The following is a 14,859-nucleotide window of genomic DNA, read 5'->3' as shown; positions in this document are numbered from 1 at the left end:
ATGAGCGAGGATCGCGACAAAGCCCTGGCCCTGCTGCACGCCGCCCGCTGGCTGGGGACCTATCCCGTCGGCCTGGCCGAGGCGTTGGTGGCCGAGGGCGCCTTGGCCCATCTGCGCGCCGGTCAATGGGCTCAGGCCGAGGGCGACGAGGAGACCGGCCTGATGGTGGTGATCGAAGGGGCGGTCGACCTGTTCTGCCAGGCGCCGGGCGACCGCGAGGTGCGGATCAGCCATGCCGGCGCCGGCGCGGCGCTGGGCCAGGCCATGCGGTTTGGCGGCGGCCCGCGACTGGTGACGGCGGTCTGCGCCGAGCCGAGCCTGCTGCTTCGGGTGTCAGACGCCGGCCTGGAGCGGATCGCCCGGCTTCGGCCGGATATCTGGCGCGCGGTGGCGACCCTGGTCTATTTCCAGCTGCGCAACGCCCTGCAGATGGCCGCCGAGGTCGCGGCCTTGCCCCCGCGCCAGCGGCTGGCCTCGCGGCTGTTGATGCTGGCGCGCGGCCGTGAGCCGCCGACGGCGCTCAATATCAGCCAGCAGGGGTTGGCCGAGATGATCGGCCTGACCCGCAAGACCGTGAACGGCCATCTGGCCAGGTTGCAGCGTGAGGGCGCGGTGCGGCTCGACTATGGGCGCATCTGGCTCGAGGACTTTCGCCGGCTGCAGGCCATCGCCGACAGTTGAGGCTACTGCGCCTTGCGCACGCCTTCCCAAGACCGGGTCGTCGCCGCCGAGGCGGTGGTGGTCGCGCTGCGCAGCCAGGCCATGTTGTTGGCCACGGCCTCCGGCGGCAGGTCCTGGCGGGCCAGGCGTTCGGCCTCGTCCAATCGGCCCTGAAGACCCAGCACCAGGGCCAGGTTCTGGCGCACCACCATCGGGGCGCCCGGCTTGGCGGCGGCCTGGCGCAACATCGCCTCGGCCTGGCCGGCCTCTCCGTGCGCGGCGTAGTAGAGGGCCAGGTTGCTGATCGCCGAGGGGTTCTCGGGCGCCAGGCTTACGGCGAGGCGGTGGGCCGCGAGCGCCTCTTCAGAGCGCTGGGCCTGTTCGTAGGCGACGCCCAGCAGCGAGGGGATGCGCCAGTCGCGGGGGGCCAGCGCCTGGGCCTCGCGGGCCGGCTCGATGGCGTAGAAGCCCTGGCCGCGGCCGATGTGGGAGCGGGCGATCTCGAGCTTCGCCTCGATGTTCCGGGGTTGGACCACGGCGACCTGCTGGGCCGCGATGATAGCGTCGGCGTAGTTGCCCATCTGGCGCAGCGCCTGGGAGAGCTGCAGTCCGGCCTCGACGTCGGTGGGGTCGGCGCCGGCCTCGCGGGCCCAGAAGGCCGCGCGCGCCAGGGGATCAAGCCCGGCGACCTGCTGGCGTTCCTGGGGCGAGGCCTTGCGCGGGGCTGGCGCGGCCTCGGCGGCGGGCGCAGCCTTGTCAGGCTTCGCGGCGAGCGCGGGCGACGTCGCCAGGGATAGGGCGAGGGCGGTTGCGGCGAGGGCCGACATGCGACACATGAAAGTCACGGGCTCCGGATGACTGCCCGCCAGCATCCATGGCCCGCTTAAAGGAAGCGTTAAGCATAATTCCGCCGGTCGAGGCGGACTGGAGAGCGCCATGAGCGAAGTCGTCGTCGATCATGCCGAGGACGCCGTCCCGGTCCACGCGCTTTATGAGAAGGACGTGCCGGGCTTCCTCGACGGGCGTCAGGCCTTCGTGAAGGCCTTCGCCGAGCTGTCGGACTTCAAGGGCAAGGCCGGTCAGGTCCTGGTCGCGCCGAACACCGAAGGCGGGATCGACCGGGTGCTGTTCGGCCTCGGAACGGCCGGCGACGCCATGACTTTCCGCGCGCTTGCCGCCAAGCTGCCGGCTGGGGACTACCGCATCGCCTCGGCTCCGCCGGAGATCGCTCATGAGCAGATCGCACTGGCCTTCGCGCTCGGGAGCTACCGGTTCGACCGCTACAAGAAAAAGAAGGATGAGCGCCCGCGGCTGGTGGCGGCCGACGATGTCGATGTCGCCGAGGTGCGTAGCATCGCCCACGCCTGCGCCCTGGCCCGCGACATGGTCAACACCCCGCCCAACGACATGGGCCCGCTGCAGATCGAGACCATCGCCCGCGAGATCGCCGAGCAGTACGGCGCCTCGATCACCGTCGTCACCGGCGAGGGGCTGCTGGAGGCCAATTATCCCGCCGTCCACGCGGTCGGCCGCGCCGCGGTCCCGCACCGCGCGCCCCGGATGATCGAGATTTCGTGGGGGCAGGCCGGCCAGCCGCTGGTCGCCCTGGTCGGCAAGGGCGTGGTGTTCGACACCGGCGGCCTGGACATCAAGCCCTCGGCCGGCATGCGCAACATGAAGAAGGACATGGGCGGGGCGGCCCACGTCCTGGCGCTCGGCCGCATGATCATGGCCGCCAAGCTGCCGGTGCGCCTGGCGATCCTGATCCCGGTGGTGGAGAACGCCATTTCCGGCGACGCCATGCGACCGGGCGACGTGCTGAACAGCCGCAAGGGCCTGACCATCGAGGTCGGCAACACCGACGCCGAGGGCCGGCTGATCCTGGCCGACGCCCTGACGCGGGCCGAGGAGCTGGAGCCGGCCCTGACGCTGGATCTGGCGACCCTGACCGGCGCCGCGCGCGCCGCCCTGGGGCCGCAGTTGCCGCCGTTCTACACCGACGACGAGGAACTGGCCGGTCAGATCGAGGCGGCGATGGCCGCGGTTTCCGATCCCATGTGGCGGATGCCGCTGTGGAAGGGCTATGTCGATGCCCTGGATTCCGATGTCGCCGACATCAAGAACGACTCCGACGCCTGGGCCCAGGCGGGCTCGGTGACCGCCGCCCTGTTCCTGCAGAAGTTCGCGCCCAAGGGCGCCTGGGCGCACTTTGACATCTTCGCCTGGAACCCGCGCGGCCGGCCGGGCTGGCCGTCGGGCGGCGAGGTGCAGGCCGTGCGCGCGCTTTACCGGATGCTGCAGGACCGCTTCGCGTGAGCCGCGATGCTCGGGTGACGCCGGCGCGCGGCGATCTGGCCGCCCGTCTCCTGGAGGGCGTGGTCCCTGCGCTCGCCTACGGCGATCCGCAAGCCCGGGTCGCCGTGGTTCCGGCCGCGCCGCTGCGCCGGTCGCCCGATCTCGAGGCCGAGCAGTTGGACCAGCTGCTGTTCGGCGAGATTTTCGAGGTGCTGGACGAGCAGGACGGTTTCGCCTGGGGACAGGCGCGCGGCGACGGCTATGTCGGGTTCGTGGAAAGCGCGGCCCTGACGCCTGCGCACGGCCTGCCGACCCACCGGGTCGCGGCGATCCGCACCTACGCCTTCGCGCAGCCCAGCATCAAGACCCGAGCCTCCGGCCCCTATTCGATCAACGCCCTGGTCCGGATCGAGGCGCGGGAGGGCCGGTTCGCCAAGGCGGCGGGGACGGGCTGGTTCGTCGAGGAGCATCTGGCCCCGGTCGGCCGGTTCCAGAGCGATCCGGCGGCGGTGGCCGAACAATTCCTGGGCGCGCCCTATCTGTGGGGCGGGCGTGAGAGCCTGGGACTGGATTGCTCAGGCCTGACCCAGCAGGCGCTGCTGGCCTGCGGCCAGGCCTATCCGCGCGACACCGACCAGCAGGAGAAGCTGGGACAGGCCGTGGAGCCCGGCGACCTGCGGCGCGGCGATCTGGTGTTCTGGAAGGGGCATGTGGCGATGATGCTGGACGCCGAGCGGATCATCCACGCCAACGCGCACCATATGGCTACAGCAATCGAGCCCTTGTCGCAGACAAGGGCCCGTTACGTCGCGGCGGGGGTGGGCGAACCCACCGCCTATCGCCGCCCTTAGATGATTAGTGCTTAGCCGCCGGAGCCGCGGCGGCGGGAGCCGCAGCAGCAGCAGCAGGAGCCGCGCCAGCCGCCGGAGCAGCAGCGCCTTCAGCCGCGGCGGCCGGAGCCGCTGCGCCGTCGGCGGGAGCCGCCGGGGCCGCAGCCGCGGCCGGGTTCGGCGCCGGGAAGGGCAGGGTGGAGCCTTCGCTGTGCAGATAGGCGATCACGGCGATGCGATCTTCCGGCTTCTTCAGACCGACGAAGGTCATCTTGGTGCCGGAGACGTGCTTCTGCGGAGCCTTGATGAACTCCGAGATCTCCTCGTAGCCCCAGACGCCGACCTTGTTGCCGTGCTCGACCATGGCGGGCGAGTAGGCGAAGCCGGGATGGGTGCCGGGCTTCTTGCCGAGCGTGCCATGCAGGTTCGGGCCGGTCCCGTTCGGGCCGCCGGCGTCGATCGTGTGGCAGGATTTGCACTTTGCGAAGACGGCTTCGCCGGCCTTCACATCAGCCACCGGCAGCACCGTGCCCCAATCGATCGGGGCTTCGACAACCGCGCCGCCCGCGCTCGCCTCTTCGGCGACCTCGATGGCGTAGCCAGGCTTTTCGACCTCATGAGGCGCGAAAACGCCCGTCGAAATTTCACGAAGGCCGACGATGGCCAGACCGGTCGCCAGCACAGCGCCAGCGACTTTGTTGAACGTAAGGTCGCTCATAGTCCTTAAATCGGCCCTCTCAACGGTCAGCCACTTGGGCTGACGGAAGCGCGGGAATCCCCGCCCCTTATTGCGCCCGGCTCTCTTACACGCTACCGCCGCCCGCGCAACCGGCCAGTTGGTCGCTCCGGGGTCTCATGAAACCGATCGTCCTTATCCCGGCCCGAATGGCCGCCACCCGTCTGCCCGGCAAGCCCTTGGCGGACATCAATGGCGTACCGATGATCGTCCGTGTGCTGCGCCAAGCGCAAGCGGCGAATATCGGCCCGGTGGCCGTCGCGGCCGGCGATATCGAGATCGTCGAGGCGGTCCGCGCCGCGGGCGGCGTGGCGGTGCTCACCGATCCTGATCTGCCGTCGGGCTCGGACCGCATCGTCGCGGCCCTGAACGAGCTCGATCCGGCCGGCGATCACGACGTGGTCATCAACCTGCAAGGCGACATTCCCTTTCTGGCGCCCAGCGTGGTCGCGGCGACCGCCCGGCTGCTGGCCGACCAGCCCACCTGCGATATCTCCACGGTGATGGTGGCCGAGGCCGACCCCGCTGAGCGCACCAATCCCGACATTCCCAAGGTCGTGGCCGCGATGGCGCCGGACGGCCGCAGCGCGCGGGCGCTCTATTTCACCCGCTCGGTGCTCTATGGCGACGCGCCGGTCTGGCTGCACCATGGCGTCTATGGCTATCGCCGCGAGGCGCTATTGCGCTTCACCGCCGCCCAGCCCTCGCCGCTGGAGCTGCGCGAGCGGCTGGAGCAGTTGCGCGCGCTGGAGCTTGGCATGTCCATTTGGGCGAGCGTCATCGACGAAGCGCCCATCTCCGTCGATAACCCCGCAGATCTCGAACGGGCCCGGGCCCACGCAAGGAAGACTTCATGACCAAGGGACGGATCGCCTTCCAGGGCGAGCTCGGCGCCAATAGCCATGAGGCTTGCGTCGCGGCCTTTCCAGACATGGAGCCCGTGCCCCACGCCGCCTTCGAGGAAGCGTTCGACGCGGTGAAGAACGGCGACTGCCAGCTCGGCATGATTCCGGTGGAAAACTCGATCGCCGGCCGGGTCGCCGACGTGCACCACCTGCTGCCGTCCTCGGGGCTGAAGATCATCGGCGAGCGATTCAAGCCGATCCACTTCCAGCTGATGGTCAATCCCGGCGTGAAACTGGAGGACGTGAAGACCGTCGCCTCCATGCCGATCGCGCTGGGCCAATGCCGCAAGTCGCTGCGCCGCATGGGACTGAAGACCGTGCCGGTGGGCGACACCGCGCTCGCCGCCAAGCTGCTGTCGGAAAATCCCGACCCGACGCGCGGCGCCGTCTCGCCGGCCCTGGCCGCCGAGCTCTACGGCCTGGAGATCGTCGCCCGCGACATCGAGGACGAGCACAACAACACCACCCGCTTCCTGGTGATGACGGCCGACAAGGAACCGCCGCCGCCGCCGTTCACCACCCCGTGCGTGACCAGCTTCATCTTCCGGGTCCGCAACCTGCCGGCCGCGCTCTATAAGGCGCTGGGCGGGTTCGCGACCAATGGCGTGAACATGACCAAGCTGGAGAGCTATATGGAGAACGGCGCCTTCACCGCGACCTTCTTCTACGCCGAGGTCGACGGCCGGCCAGAGGATCGCGATCTGGCGCTGGCGCTGGAGGAGCTGCGGTTCTTCTCCGAGCGCTTTGAGATTCTCGGCGTCTATCCAGCCGATCCCTTCAGGTCGCGTGGCTAAGATGAAACGTATCGAGATCGACGTCGCGGCCTGCCGCAATCCCAAGGAATTCGGCAGGGTGTTGCAGGAGGCGATCCTGGCCCTGCCGGGTCACGGCTCGTCCATCGAGGCCTTCGTGGACTCGATGGTGTTCGGGACGATGAGCGAGCTGTCGCCGCCCTACATGATCACGGTCAACGGCGCGACGAACCCCGAGGTCCGGGCGTTCGCCGAGCGGCTGTCCAACGCGATCGGCCAGGCGCGCCTGGAGCGCCGCACCCGTCGCGGGGATGATTCCGAGGTCGTGCTGAAGGTGGCCTAGGGGGATCTCCCCGCCTTTCTTCTCCTCTCCCCGCCGGGGAGAGGCAGGGTGACGGGTCTTGAGGCCTTACCGACGCGCTGAACGGTCGTCAGTAGAGCGCCGCTTGCGCGGCCCCCTCACCTAACCTCTCCCGAGGGAGAGGGATTTTCGGTGATCCTCCCTAGCGGGGGGATCTTGAGATCTAGTCGGCGCTTTCCGCCCAGGCTTTCAGCAGCTGGTGGGCGATGGCCATGGCGCCGGGGGCGAAGGTGCCCTCGATCTTGCCGGCCAGCAGGTCGCGGGCCTCGGGCTTGGTGAACCAGCGGACCTCCGACAGCTCGGTCTGGTCGGGTGTCGCCTCGTCGTTTTCGACCTGGGCGATCAGGCCGATCATCAGCGACGACGGATAGGGCCAGGGCTGGGTCGAGTGATAGGCGACCGAGACGGTCTTCAGGCCAGCCTCTTCCTCCAGCTCGCGGGCGCAGGCCTCCTCGATGCTCTCGCCGGGCTCCAGGAAGCCGGCCAGGGCCGAGAACATGCCCGCCGGCCAGATCTCCTGGCGGCCCAGCATGCAGCGGTCCTCATGCACGGCCAGCATGATCACCACTGGGTCGGTGCGCGGGAAATGCTCGACGTTGCAGGCCGGGCAGGCGCGTTTCCAGCCGCCGTCCACAACATTTGTCTGTTCGCCGCAGGAGGCGCAGTGGCGATGGCGGCGGCGCCATTCGAACATCTGCTTGGCGGTGGACATGATCGCCGCGTCGGTGGCCGGCAGCCGTAGGGCCATGGCCCGCAGATCCTCGAAACGGCCGAGCCCGGCGAGTGGGCCGTCGGCGGGGTCGGCCCCGCCCTCCAGGTCGACCGCGAACACCGCGGTTTCCTGCCATAGCCCCAGGAACAGCAGCCTTTCGGGGCCGCCGGAGAGCTCCTCGGCCATCCTGGCCGGCAGATAGGCGATCTGCACCCCGCCGTCCTTGGCGTTCTCCACGAACGGCTTCCCGTTCCAGACCGCGACGGCCAGCGATTCGGACGAGGCGAGCTTTTCGGCCAGCCAAGAGGCGTCGCCGCGTCTTTCGCTGGCGCGGTTCAAAGGGTTGCCGGCGAAGGTGTTCTGGAAGGCGGAAAGAGGCATGTGCGGAGTTGTAGCTCTGCTGCCGCTTGCGCGCGAGCCTCAAGGCCGCGATATAGGGGGCGGAGATCGGGCGATGGGCGGACGCCTCGCCAAACCGGTCAGGTCCGGAAGGAAGCAGCCGCAACGAGTTTTGCTCCGGGTCGTTGTCCGGTCTCCACCCAGAACCCCCTAGGGTTCCAGCCTCAATCCTCGGGCGCCAATGGCTGACGAAGAAGAACCCGAGACCCTCGAGCGCGATCCCAATACGAGCGACATGTTCGGGGCGCCCGTAGCCGCGCCCGCCGCCGCAGCAGCGCCGGCCGAACAATCCGCCGCCTACACCGTCATCGCGCGGAAGTACCGCCCGCGAACCTTCGACGACCTGTTCGGTCAGGAGGCGATGGTGCGCACGCTGCGCAACGCCTTCTCCAGCGGGCGGATCGCCCATGCCTTCATGCTCACTGGCGTCCGCGGGGTCGGCAAGACCACGACCGCGCGCCTGCTGGCCCGGGCACTGAACTACGAAACCGACGCGATCCACGAGCCGACCCTCGATCTCAACGAGGAAGGCCGCCATTGCCGCTCGATCATTGAGGGCCGGCACATGGACGTGCTGGAGCTCGACGCCGCCAGCCGCACCGGCGTCAACGACATGCGCGAGCTGCTCGACGGGGTTCGTTATGCGCCGGTGGAGGCCCGCTACAAGGTCTACATCATCGATGAGGTGCACATGCTCTCGACAGGGGCGTTCAACGCGCTCCTGAAGACCCTCGAAGAGCCGCCGTCCCACGCCAAGTTCATCTTCGCCACCACCGAGATCCGCAAGGTGCCGGTGACGATCCTCTCGCGCTGCCAGCGCTTCGACCTGCGCCGGGTCGAACCGGACGTGATCGTCAAGAACCTGGAGATGATCGCCGGCAAGGAAGGCGCGCTGGTCGAGAACGAAGGCATGCTGCTGATCGCGCGCGCCGCCGAAGGCTCGGTCCGCGACGCCCAGTCGATGCTGGACCAGGCGATCGTCCAGGCCGAGGCCGGCCAGACGGTCACAGCCGCCTCGATCCGCGACATGCTGGGCCTGGCCGACCGCGCCCAGACCATCAGCCTGTTCGAGCAGATCATGCGCGGCGAGAGCGGTTCGGCGATCTCGACCTTCCGCACGCTCTACAATTTCGGCGCTGAGCCGGGCCAGGTGATGCTCGACCTGCTGGACCACACCCACGGCGCCTCGGTCGCCAAGGCGATCGGCCCGCAGGCCCTGACCTTGCCCAAGGAACAGGCCGCACGGCTGGCCGCGGTCGGGGCGGCGGTCTCGGCCGGCAATCTGTCGCGGATCTGGCAGATGCTGCTGAAGGCCCACGAGGAGGTTCGCCGCGCGCCGGACGCCGCGGCGGCCTGCGACATGGCGATCATCCGGCTGGCCTACGCCGCCGACCTGCCTGGCCCGGAAGAAGCGCTGAAGCGCCTGCAATCGGGCGAACCCCTGACTGGCGGCTCGCCGTCGGGCGGCGGCGGCGGCGGCGGGGTCTCGGCCTCGATGGGCGGGGGCGGGGTCACCGCCCAGGCTCGCGCCATGCCGCAGCCGGCGGTGAGCGACGCCGCGCCGGTGCTGAAGTCCTTCGCCGACGTCATCGCCCTGATGGAGAAGAAGCGCGAGATCGCGCTGCGGCTGGACGTGGAGCGCTATGTGCGCCCGATCAGCTTCCGGCCGGGCGTGCTGGAATACGAACCCGCGCCCGGCGCGCCGAACAACCTGGCCCAGCGGCTGGTGGCGCGACTGAAGGAGTGGACCGGCCAGCCGTGGCTGGTCGCCGCCCAGGGCGGCGGCGGGGCCGAGAGCCGCTGGGAGCAGGAAAAGCGCGAGGAGCGCGAGGTGCGGGCGGAGGTCGAGGTCGACCCCTTCGTGCTGGCGGTGCGTGAAGTGTTCCCGGGCGCTGAGGTCATCAGCATCCGCAATCTGCCCCTACCTGAGGCGTCGTCCATCTCGGACGCGCCTGAAGAAGACGAAGACGACGAGTGAGGCTGTCATGAAAGATCTCGGCTCCATCATGAAGCAGGCCCAGGCCATGCAGCAGAAGCTGGCCGACGCCCAGGCGCGCATCGCCGAGATCGTGGTCGAGGGCACCTCCGGCGGCGGCATGGTCAAGCTCACCCTTAAGGGCACCGGCGAGTTGTCCGGCGTCGAGCTGGACGAGAGCCTGCTGGCGCCCGGCGAGGGCGAGGTGATCTCCGACCTGCTGGTCGCCGCCCACGCCGACGCCAAGCGCAAGCTCGACGCCCAGCAATCCGAACTGATGCGCGAAGCCGCCGGCCCGCTGGCCGGGATGAACCTTCCGGGCATGCCGAAGTTCTAACCATCAGGCGGGCGTCCCGCCGACCAAGAGAGCGCGTGATGAGAACTGCGACTGTGATGTTGGTCAGCGCCTTGGCTCTTAGCCTGGCGGCCTGCAATGGGCCGGCCCAGCCCGCCGCTGCGCCTAAGGACGCTTCAGCAGAGGCGCCGCCGGCCGCCGAGGCACCGGCTCCGGCCCCAGCGGCTGTGACCTTGCCGACGGTCGACACCGCGGCCGTCCAGGCCCGCCTGACGCCCGACAACACCCTGGAGGCCCTGACCTTCGAGGCCGCAGGCTCCACGACCGCCTCTGGCGCGATCAAGGGCTACAAGGCGCCGGTCTACGCCGTGCCGGTGGCGGCGGGCCAAACCCTGACCGTGGCCTTCAAGCCGTCGAACACCAGCCAGTACATGAACGTGACCGACGCCGCCGACACGACCGGCGCGGCCGTGCATCGCGGCGAAGTCGACGGCGCCGACGCTTCGCTGACGGCGGCCAAGGACACCATCTACCTGCTCCAGCCCTTCATGGTCCGGGCGGCGGCGCGGCGCGGCGAGAGCGGAACCTTCGAGATCAGCGTCACCCGCAAGTAGGGCCTTGGGCCCTCAATCGCGGGGCCTCTTGTTCTCTCGCGGCGTCATCTCCATCCTCGCGTCGGTCGCCTGCGTCGCTACATATGCGCAAGCGATCGGGACGCCGCTTCGGCGACTCTGCGCCTACGCCTGACGGAGATACCTTGGCAGCTTCCGCCGGACCTGAAATCGAGCGGCTGATCGCGCTGCTGTCGAAGCTGCCGGGGCTTGGCCCCAGGTCGGCCCGCCGTGCGACGCTGGCGCTGCTGAAGCGTCGCGACCAGCTTCTGCTGCCGCTCGCCGAGGCGCTGTCGACCGCCGCCCAGCGAGTGAAGACCTGCGGCGTCTGCGGTTCGCTGGACACCCAGGACCCCTGCGCCATCTGCGCCGACCCGCACCGCGACAGCTCGCTGATCTGCGTGGTCGAGGAGGTCGGCGCCCTATGGGCCATGGAGCGCGCGGTCGCCTTCCGGGGGCGCTACCACGTGCTGGGCGGCCTGTTGTCGGCCCTGGACGGCGTGGGGCCCGAAGCGCTGCGCATCGGGCCGCTGGTGTCGCGCGCTTCGGAAGGCGAGGTGCGCGAGGTGGTCCTGGCCCTGCCGGCCACGGTCGATGGCCAGACCACGGCCCACTATCTGGCCGAGCGGCTTTCGAACGCCGACGTCTCGGTGACCATGCTGGCGCGCGGCGTGCCGGTCGGCGGCGAGCTCGACTGGCTTGACGACGGCACGATCAACCAGGCCATGCGGGCGCGACGTCCAGCCTAACGTCGCTTGATAATTCATATCTCGTCGGTTATGGGTTTAATCCATAGCCAATGAGTTATGTATCGCGATGACCAACGCCCACGACCTGCTCTTCAAGACGCTCGCCGATCCGACCCGGCGGGGTCTCTTCGAGCGGCTGTGCCGCGAGGGAGAGCTGACGGTCGGGGCTCTGACGTCGCAAGCCGGGGTTTCGCAGCCGGCGGTCTCAAAACACCTGGGCGTCCTGAAGCAGGCCGGGCTGGTGCGCGACCGCCATGAAGGCCGCCAGGCGCACTATAGCGCGCAACTCGGCGCCTTGGCCCCGTTGACCGACTGGACAAACCAGATGGCCGGGTTCTGGGAAAACCGGTTCGACGACCTCGAAGATTTGCTCAAAAGGATGGACCAATGAGCCACACCGTGACCGAAGCGCGCTCCGTCGTCGTTGAACGGGAGATCCCGTTCCCGGCGGAAAAGATCTGGCGCGCGCTCACCCAACCGCACCTGATGGAGGAGTGGTTGATGAAGAACGACTTCAAACCGGTCGTGGGTCACCGCTTCAACCTTACGGGCGAGTGGGGCGGCGTCCTGGGCTGCGAAGTCCTCGTCGTCGAGCCGAACAAGACCTTGTCCTACACCTGGGATTTCGCTCACGACGATCCGGCCTACGCCCTGAAGAGCGTGGTGACCTTTACGCTCACCCCGACAAGCGCCGGAACCCACCTGCGCATGGAGCAGGCGGGCTTCCGACCCGATCAGAAGCAGGCCTACGGGGGCGCCACGGCTGGCTGGCAAGGGTTCTTCGCCGCCCTGGAACAGGTGTTGGCGCGGGCGGACTGACGTCCGCCAAGTCGCCGGGGCGGGCTTGCGATCCGCCTCGGCTCATCTTCCGAGGAGGTTTCAGTGAACCTGACCGCATGGATCCGGCAAATTCACCGCTGGCTGTCGATCGCCTTTACGGCGGTCGTGACGAGCATCTTCATGCTCCTGGGCGCGGGGAAGGAGCCCGCGTCCTGGATCTACTACCTGCCGCTGCTTCCGCTCGCCTTGCTCACCCTGTCTGGCCTGTACATGTTCGTGCTGCCCTACGCCGCTTCCTGGCGGCGCGGGCGAGGCGCCTACGGACGGGAGTGAAGGGCGATGGTCGGCAAGACGCCTAGGACGTCAGCGGAGCCCAAGCTCCTCTCCGGCGGCAATCCCCAGATCGCGAAGGGCGCGGGCGACGCCCCCGTGCAGGCCTATATCGCGGCCCTGCCGGGTTGGAAAAGCGACGTCGGCCGCCGCCTCGACGCCTTGATCGAAGCCGCTGTCCCCGGCGTGCGCAAGGCGGTCAAATGGAACTCGCCGCTGTACGGGGGCGAAGGCGAGGGCTGGTTCCTCGGCGTCCACGTCTTCGCGAAATACATCAAGGTCGCCTTCTTCCGTGGCGCGTCGTTGAACCCCGTCCCGCCGGTCACCTCCAAGCAAAAGGACGTGCGCTATTTTCATATTCACGAGGGCGACCAGCTCGACGAAGCTCAGTTCGCCGACTGGGTGAAGCAAGCCAGCCAACTGCCTGGCGAGAAGATGTGAGCAGGGGCGCCTAACGCAGGCCCGACCAGTCGGCGGCGACCAGGGCGCGGGTCAGGGTTTCCAGGTCGGCCTGCAGCTTGGCGAAGCCCTGGGTGGGCTCAAGCGTGGCCTCGTCCAGATAGATGCCGCGGTTGATCTCGATCTGCAGGGCGTGGGTGCGCCGGGCCGGACGTCCGTAGTGCTCGGTGGTGTAGCCGCCGGCATAGGGGGCGTTGCGCGCCACCCGGTAGCCCATGGCCTCAAGCTCGCGTTCGACCCTCTGGGTCACGCCGCTGGCGCAGGAGGCTCCGAAGCGGTCGCCCAGCACCATGTCGCATGGCCCGTCGCGGCCCCCGGTGCGGGCGGCGGCGGCCGGCATGGAGTGCCAGTCGATCAGGATGGCGTAGCCGTGGGCGGAATGGGCCTCGCCCAGCAGCCGCGCCAGGGTGGCGTGATAGGGCGTGTGCGCGCGCTCGATCCGCCCCCGGGCCTCGGCGAAGGTCAGCTTGCGGGCGTAGATCTCCTGGCCCTCCGACACCACGCGGGCGATAGCCCCCAGGCCCGCGGCGACCCGCGCGGTCCGCGCCCGGGCGAAGTCGGGCAGCTCGTCGGCGAACATCGCCTGGTCGAGCTCGAAGGCCTCGCGGTTCAGGTCGATATAGGCCCGCGCCAGATTGGCCGAGATCAGCGCCGCGCCCAGCGACGGAGCCGCGCCCACCAGTTCGTCGACAAAGGCGTCTTCGGAACGGCGGATGGCGTGGGCGTCCAGCGCCGCGGCGGCCATCATGTCGTCGGGATAGAGCCGCCCGGAGTGTGGCGAGGCGAACACCAGCGCCGTTGGCGCAGGCATGCCGACAGGGGCCGCACGGCGCACCTCGAAAGGCGGGGCCTTCGGCGCGGGCTCGTTTGCGGCGATGGGCTCCCAGGCGTTCATCGGCGCCATAAGACGATGCGTCTCCCCCCGGGTCAAACAGATCACGGATGCAGGACGGTTCATCGCGGATTTACATCTGCGGGCGTAGGGTCAGTCTTTACGATTACCGCCTTGCGGAGCGCACATGCCCCGAATTCTCCTCGCCGAAGATGATGACTCCCTGCGTAACTTCCTGAGCCGAGCGCTGGAGCGCGCCGGCTATGAGGTGACGTCCTGCGCCGATGGCGACGAGGCCGCCGCGGTCCTCGACCAGGACTGGGACCTCCTGCTGACCGATATCGTCATGCCCGGCATGGACGGCATCGAGGTCGCGCGCCTGGCCGCCGCCCGCCATCCGGGGCTGCGCATCATGTTCATCACCGGGTTCGCCGCCGTGGCGCTGGCCGCGGGGGAATCGGCTCCTCCCGGCGCCAAGGTGCTTTCAAAGCCCATCCACCTGCGGGAAATCGTCACCGAGGTGGAGCGGATGATGGCCGCGGCCTAGGCTGCGGCAAGTCATTCACAGGCGGTGCGTCACAAATTGCTTTGCGACGCTTGCGCGAGGCGGCCCTCGCCGTTATACCGCCGCCTCCCGTCCCCGAAAGGGGGCCCGACTGGTTCGGACGTGTAGCTCAGCGGGAGAGCACCTCGTTGACATCGAGGGGGTCACAGGTTCAATCCCTGTCACGTCCACCATCTCTCTCCTTCCCAAAATCAGGCGCTTGAGCGCCCCGGCCTAGCGGCGTCCTGGCCTTCAGCGCGCGCATGCGCGGAGCGGGGCGCCGGGTCACGACAAAGCCCGCCGCTCTCTTCGGAGCGACGGGCCTGATCTGGCGGTCTGGTCGAGCGTCAGGCGGCGAGGAAGAGCATCTTGCGCTGACGGCCGGTGCGGATCGCGGTTCCGGCGAGGCCGAAGCCCAGGATCATCGTCGCCCAGGCGCCGGGTTCCGGCACCGCCGAGCTGGTCATCCAGAAACGGTCCTGCGTCGAATCCACCGACGACGCGGCGTGATAGATTTTCACCCCGTCCGTGGGCGCCCAGGCGCCGGTGTTGATCTGGTTCGCCCAGGTCTTGATGTAGCCCGTTGCGACCGGGTCGCCGGCGCCGTCGTCGGCGATGCCGAAGGGCGTGGTTG

20 protein-coding genes, 1 tRNA gene and 1 other RNA gene are annotated in these 14,859 nt (G+C 69.0%); 17 read left to right on the top strand and 5 right to left on the bottom strand.

Translation table 11 applies throughout. From position 1 onward, the window contains the following. A complete protein-coding gene (locus ASE02_RS18480; RefSeq protein WP_056736124.1) occupies positions 1-681 on the top strand; it encodes a Crp/Fnr family transcriptional regulator in 681 nt (226 codons plus the stop codon). 2 nt (positions 682-683) lie between these two features. On the opposite strand, the gene ASE02_RS18475 is transcribed toward ASE02_RS18480, so the two are convergent. Further along, positions 684-1,496: a tetratricopeptide repeat protein gene (locus ASE02_RS18475; protein ID WP_156406117.1), complete on the bottom strand. Its 813-nt coding sequence runs from the start codon at positions 1,494-1,496 to the stop codon at positions 684-686. A gap of 100 nt (positions 1,497-1,596) precedes the next feature. On the opposite strand from ASE02_RS18475, the gene ASE02_RS18470 reads away from it, so the two are divergent. After that, positions 1,597-2,976 (top strand): M17 family metallopeptidase, encoded by a 1,380-nt coding sequence (locus ASE02_RS18470; RefSeq protein ID WP_056736121.1) that lies wholly within the window; start codon positions 1,597-1,599, stop codon positions 2,974-2,976. After that, complete coding sequence (locus ASE02_RS18465) at positions 2,973-3,806, top strand: NlpC/P60 family protein (RefSeq protein WP_056736120.1); 834 nt, start codon at positions 2,973-2,975, stop codon at positions 3,804-3,806. The genes ASE02_RS18470 and ASE02_RS18465 overlap by 4 nt, the downstream gene beginning before the upstream one ends. Positions 3,807-3,810: 4 nt before the next feature. On the opposite strand, the gene ASE02_RS18460 is transcribed toward ASE02_RS18465, so the two are convergent. Then, complete coding sequence (locus ASE02_RS18460; RefSeq protein ID WP_056736119.1) at positions 3,811-4,503, bottom strand: cytochrome c family protein; 693 nt, start codon at positions 4,501-4,503, stop codon at positions 3,811-3,813. Between the two features lie 137 nt (positions 4,504-4,640). Between ASE02_RS18460 and ASE02_RS18455 the strand changes: the two genes are divergently transcribed. From ASE02_RS18455 to ASE02_RS18445, 3 genes are read left to right on the top strand one after another with little or no spacing between them, the layout of a single operon-like run. After that, a complete protein-coding gene (locus ASE02_RS18455; protein WP_082602201.1) occupies positions 4,641-5,378 on the top strand; it encodes a 3-deoxy-manno-octulosonate cytidylyltransferase in 738 nt (245 codons plus the stop codon). Beyond that, positions 5,375-6,220, top strand: coding sequence for a prephenate dehydratase (locus ASE02_RS18450; protein WP_056736115.1), 846 nt, complete (start codon positions 5,375-5,377; stop codon positions 6,218-6,220). The genes ASE02_RS18455 and ASE02_RS18450 overlap by 4 nt, the downstream gene beginning before the upstream one ends. A gap of 1 nt (position 6,221) precedes the next feature. After that, positions 6,222-6,521 carry a hypothetical protein gene (locus ASE02_RS18445; RefSeq protein ID WP_056736113.1) on the top strand — a complete coding sequence of 100 codons (300 nt, stop codon included), beginning with the start codon at positions 6,222-6,224 and terminating at the stop codon, positions 6,519-6,521. 181 nt (positions 6,522-6,702) lie between these two features. Here the strand turns inward: ASE02_RS18445 and nudC are convergent, their stop codons facing one another. Further along, positions 6,703-7,632, bottom strand: coding sequence for an NAD(+) diphosphatase (nudC, locus tag ASE02_RS18440; protein WP_056736111.1), 930 nt, complete (start codon positions 7,630-7,632; stop codon positions 6,703-6,705). A 63-nt stretch (positions 7,633-7,695) separates the two neighbouring features. Here nudC and ffs point away from each other — a divergent pair. The 9 genes from ffs (at position 7,696) to ASE02_RS18400 (ending at position 12,831) form a co-directional block, all read left to right on the top strand. Further along, positions 7,696-7,789, top strand: an RNA gene (gene ffs / locus ASE02_RS22120) — signal recognition particle sRNA small type. A gap of 42 nt (positions 7,790-7,831) precedes the next feature. Further along, positions 7,832-9,628: a DNA polymerase III subunit gamma/tau gene (locus ASE02_RS18435; protein ID WP_056736109.1), complete on the top strand. Its 1,797-nt coding sequence runs from the start codon at positions 7,832-7,834 to the stop codon at positions 9,626-9,628. Positions 9,629-9,635: 7 nt separating this feature from the next. Then, entirely contained in the window at positions 9,636-9,962 is a 327-nt protein-coding gene (locus ASE02_RS18430; protein ID WP_056736107.1) for a YbaB/EbfC family nucleoid-associated protein, read from the top strand. A gap of 38 nt (positions 9,963-10,000) precedes the next feature. Beyond that, on the top strand, positions 10,001-10,534 hold the full coding sequence (locus tag ASE02_RS18425; protein ID WP_156406116.1) for a hypothetical protein: 534 nt from the start codon (positions 10,001-10,003) through the stop codon (positions 10,532-10,534). Between the two features lie 143 nt (positions 10,535-10,677). Beyond that, positions 10,678-11,280: a recombination mediator RecR gene (recR, locus tag ASE02_RS18420; protein WP_056736104.1), complete on the top strand. Its 603-nt coding sequence runs from the start codon at positions 10,678-10,680 to the stop codon at positions 11,278-11,280. 67 nt (positions 11,281-11,347) lie between these two features. Further along, positions 11,348-11,671 carry a helix-turn-helix transcriptional regulator gene (locus ASE02_RS18415; protein ID WP_056736102.1) on the top strand — a complete coding sequence of 108 codons (324 nt, stop codon included), beginning with the start codon at positions 11,348-11,350 and terminating at the stop codon, positions 11,669-11,671. Continuing rightward, positions 11,668-12,099: an SRPBCC domain-containing protein gene (locus tag ASE02_RS18410; RefSeq protein ID WP_056736100.1), complete on the top strand. Its 432-nt coding sequence runs from the start codon at positions 11,668-11,670 to the stop codon at positions 12,097-12,099. Before ASE02_RS18415 ends, ASE02_RS18410 begins: the two co-directional genes overlap by 4 nt. Before the next feature lie 63 nt (positions 12,100-12,162). Further along, positions 12,163-12,393, top strand: coding sequence for a hypothetical protein (locus ASE02_RS18405; RefSeq protein ID WP_056736098.1), 231 nt, complete (start codon positions 12,163-12,165; stop codon positions 12,391-12,393). Between the two features lie 6 nt (positions 12,394-12,399). Then, a complete protein-coding gene (locus ASE02_RS18400) occupies positions 12,400-12,831 on the top strand; it encodes a DUF1801 domain-containing protein (RefSeq protein WP_056736097.1) in 432 nt (143 codons plus the stop codon). A 10-nt stretch (positions 12,832-12,841) separates the two neighbouring features. On the opposite strand, the gene ASE02_RS18395 is transcribed toward ASE02_RS18400, so the two are convergent. Next, entirely contained in the window at positions 12,842-13,744 is a 903-nt protein-coding gene (locus tag ASE02_RS18395) for an N-formylglutamate amidohydrolase (protein WP_056736582.1), read from the bottom strand. Between the two features lie 124 nt (positions 13,745-13,868). Between ASE02_RS18395 and cpdR the strand changes: the two genes are divergently transcribed. Further along, positions 13,869-14,228, top strand: a complete 360-nt coding sequence (gene cpdR / locus ASE02_RS18390) for a cell cycle two-component system response regulator CpdR (protein ID WP_056736095.1) — start codon at positions 13,869-13,871, stop codon at positions 14,226-14,228. A gap of 116 nt (positions 14,229-14,344) precedes the next feature. Continuing rightward, positions 14,345-14,419, top strand: a tRNA-Val gene (locus tag ASE02_RS18385). A 153-nt stretch (positions 14,420-14,572) separates the two neighbouring features. On the opposite strand, the gene ASE02_RS22465 is transcribed toward ASE02_RS18385, so the two are convergent. Further along, a complete protein-coding gene (locus tag ASE02_RS22465; RefSeq protein ID WP_200957721.1) occupies positions 14,573-14,746 on the bottom strand; it encodes a PEPxxWA-CTERM sorting domain-containing protein in 174 nt (57 codons plus the stop codon). Positions 14,747-14,859: the final 113 nt, after the last annotated feature.

It is taken from the genome of Phenylobacterium sp. Root700 (assembly GCF_001429025.1).
GTDB lineage: Bacteria > Pseudomonadota > Alphaproteobacteria > Caulobacterales > Caulobacteraceae > Phenylobacterium.
This window is presented reverse-complemented; position numbering and strand designations above follow the sequence as displayed.

What these genes read in the sequence shown, in the direction of transcription:
- ASE02_RS18410 (WP_056736100.1), top strand. Translation starts at nt 11,668, where the DNA reads ATGAGCCACACCGTGACCGAAGCGCGCTCCGTCGTCGTTGAACGGGAG.
- nudC (WP_056736111.1), bottom strand. Translation starts at nt 7,632, where the DNA reads ATGCCTCTTTCCGCCTTCCAGAACACCTTCGCCGGCAACCCTTTGAAC.
- cpdR (WP_056736095.1), top strand. Translation starts at nt 13,869, where the DNA reads ATGCCCCGAATTCTCCTCGCCGAAGATGATGACTCCCTGCGTAACTTC.
- ASE02_RS18425 (WP_156406116.1), top strand. Translation starts at nt 10,001, where the DNA reads ATGAGAACTGCGACTGTGATGTTGGTCAGCGCCTTGGCTCTTAGCCTG.
- ASE02_RS18435 (WP_056736109.1), top strand. Translation starts at nt 7,832, where the DNA reads ATGGCTGACGAAGAAGAACCCGAGACCCTCGAGCGCGATCCCAATACG.
- ASE02_RS18455 (WP_082602201.1), top strand. Translation starts at nt 4,641, where the DNA reads ATGAAACCGATCGTCCTTATCCCGGCCCGAATGGCCGCCACCCGTCTG.
- ASE02_RS18460 (WP_056736119.1), bottom strand. Translation starts at nt 4,503, where the DNA reads ATGAGCGACCTTACGTTCAACAAAGTCGCTGGCGCTGTGCTGGCGACC.
- ASE02_RS18480 (WP_056736124.1), top strand. Translation starts at nt 1, where the DNA reads ATGAGCGAGGATCGCGACAAAGCCCTGGCCCTGCTGCACGCCGCCCGC.
- ASE02_RS18475 (WP_156406117.1), bottom strand. Translation starts at nt 1,496, where the DNA reads ATGTGTCGCATGTCGGCCCTCGCCGCAACCGCCCTCGCCCTATCCCTG.
- ASE02_RS18450 (WP_056736115.1), top strand. Translation starts at nt 5,375, where the DNA reads ATGACCAAGGGACGGATCGCCTTCCAGGGCGAGCTCGGCGCCAATAGC.
- ASE02_RS18470 (WP_056736121.1), top strand. Translation starts at nt 1,597, where the DNA reads ATGAGCGAAGTCGTCGTCGATCATGCCGAGGACGCCGTCCCGGTCCAC.
- ASE02_RS18430 (WP_056736107.1), top strand. Translation starts at nt 9,636, where the DNA reads ATGAAAGATCTCGGCTCCATCATGAAGCAGGCCCAGGCCATGCAGCAG.
- ASE02_RS18395 (WP_056736582.1), bottom strand. Translation starts at nt 13,744, where the DNA reads ATGAACGCCTGGGAGCCCATCGCCGCAAACGAGCCCGCGCCGAAGGCC.
- ASE02_RS18415 (WP_056736102.1), top strand. Translation starts at nt 11,348, where the DNA reads ATGACCAACGCCCACGACCTGCTCTTCAAGACGCTCGCCGATCCGACC.
- ASE02_RS18400 (WP_056736097.1), top strand. Translation starts at nt 12,400, where the DNA reads ATGGTCGGCAAGACGCCTAGGACGTCAGCGGAGCCCAAGCTCCTCTCC.
- ASE02_RS18445 (WP_056736113.1), top strand. Translation starts at nt 6,222, where the DNA reads ATGAAACGTATCGAGATCGACGTCGCGGCCTGCCGCAATCCCAAGGAA.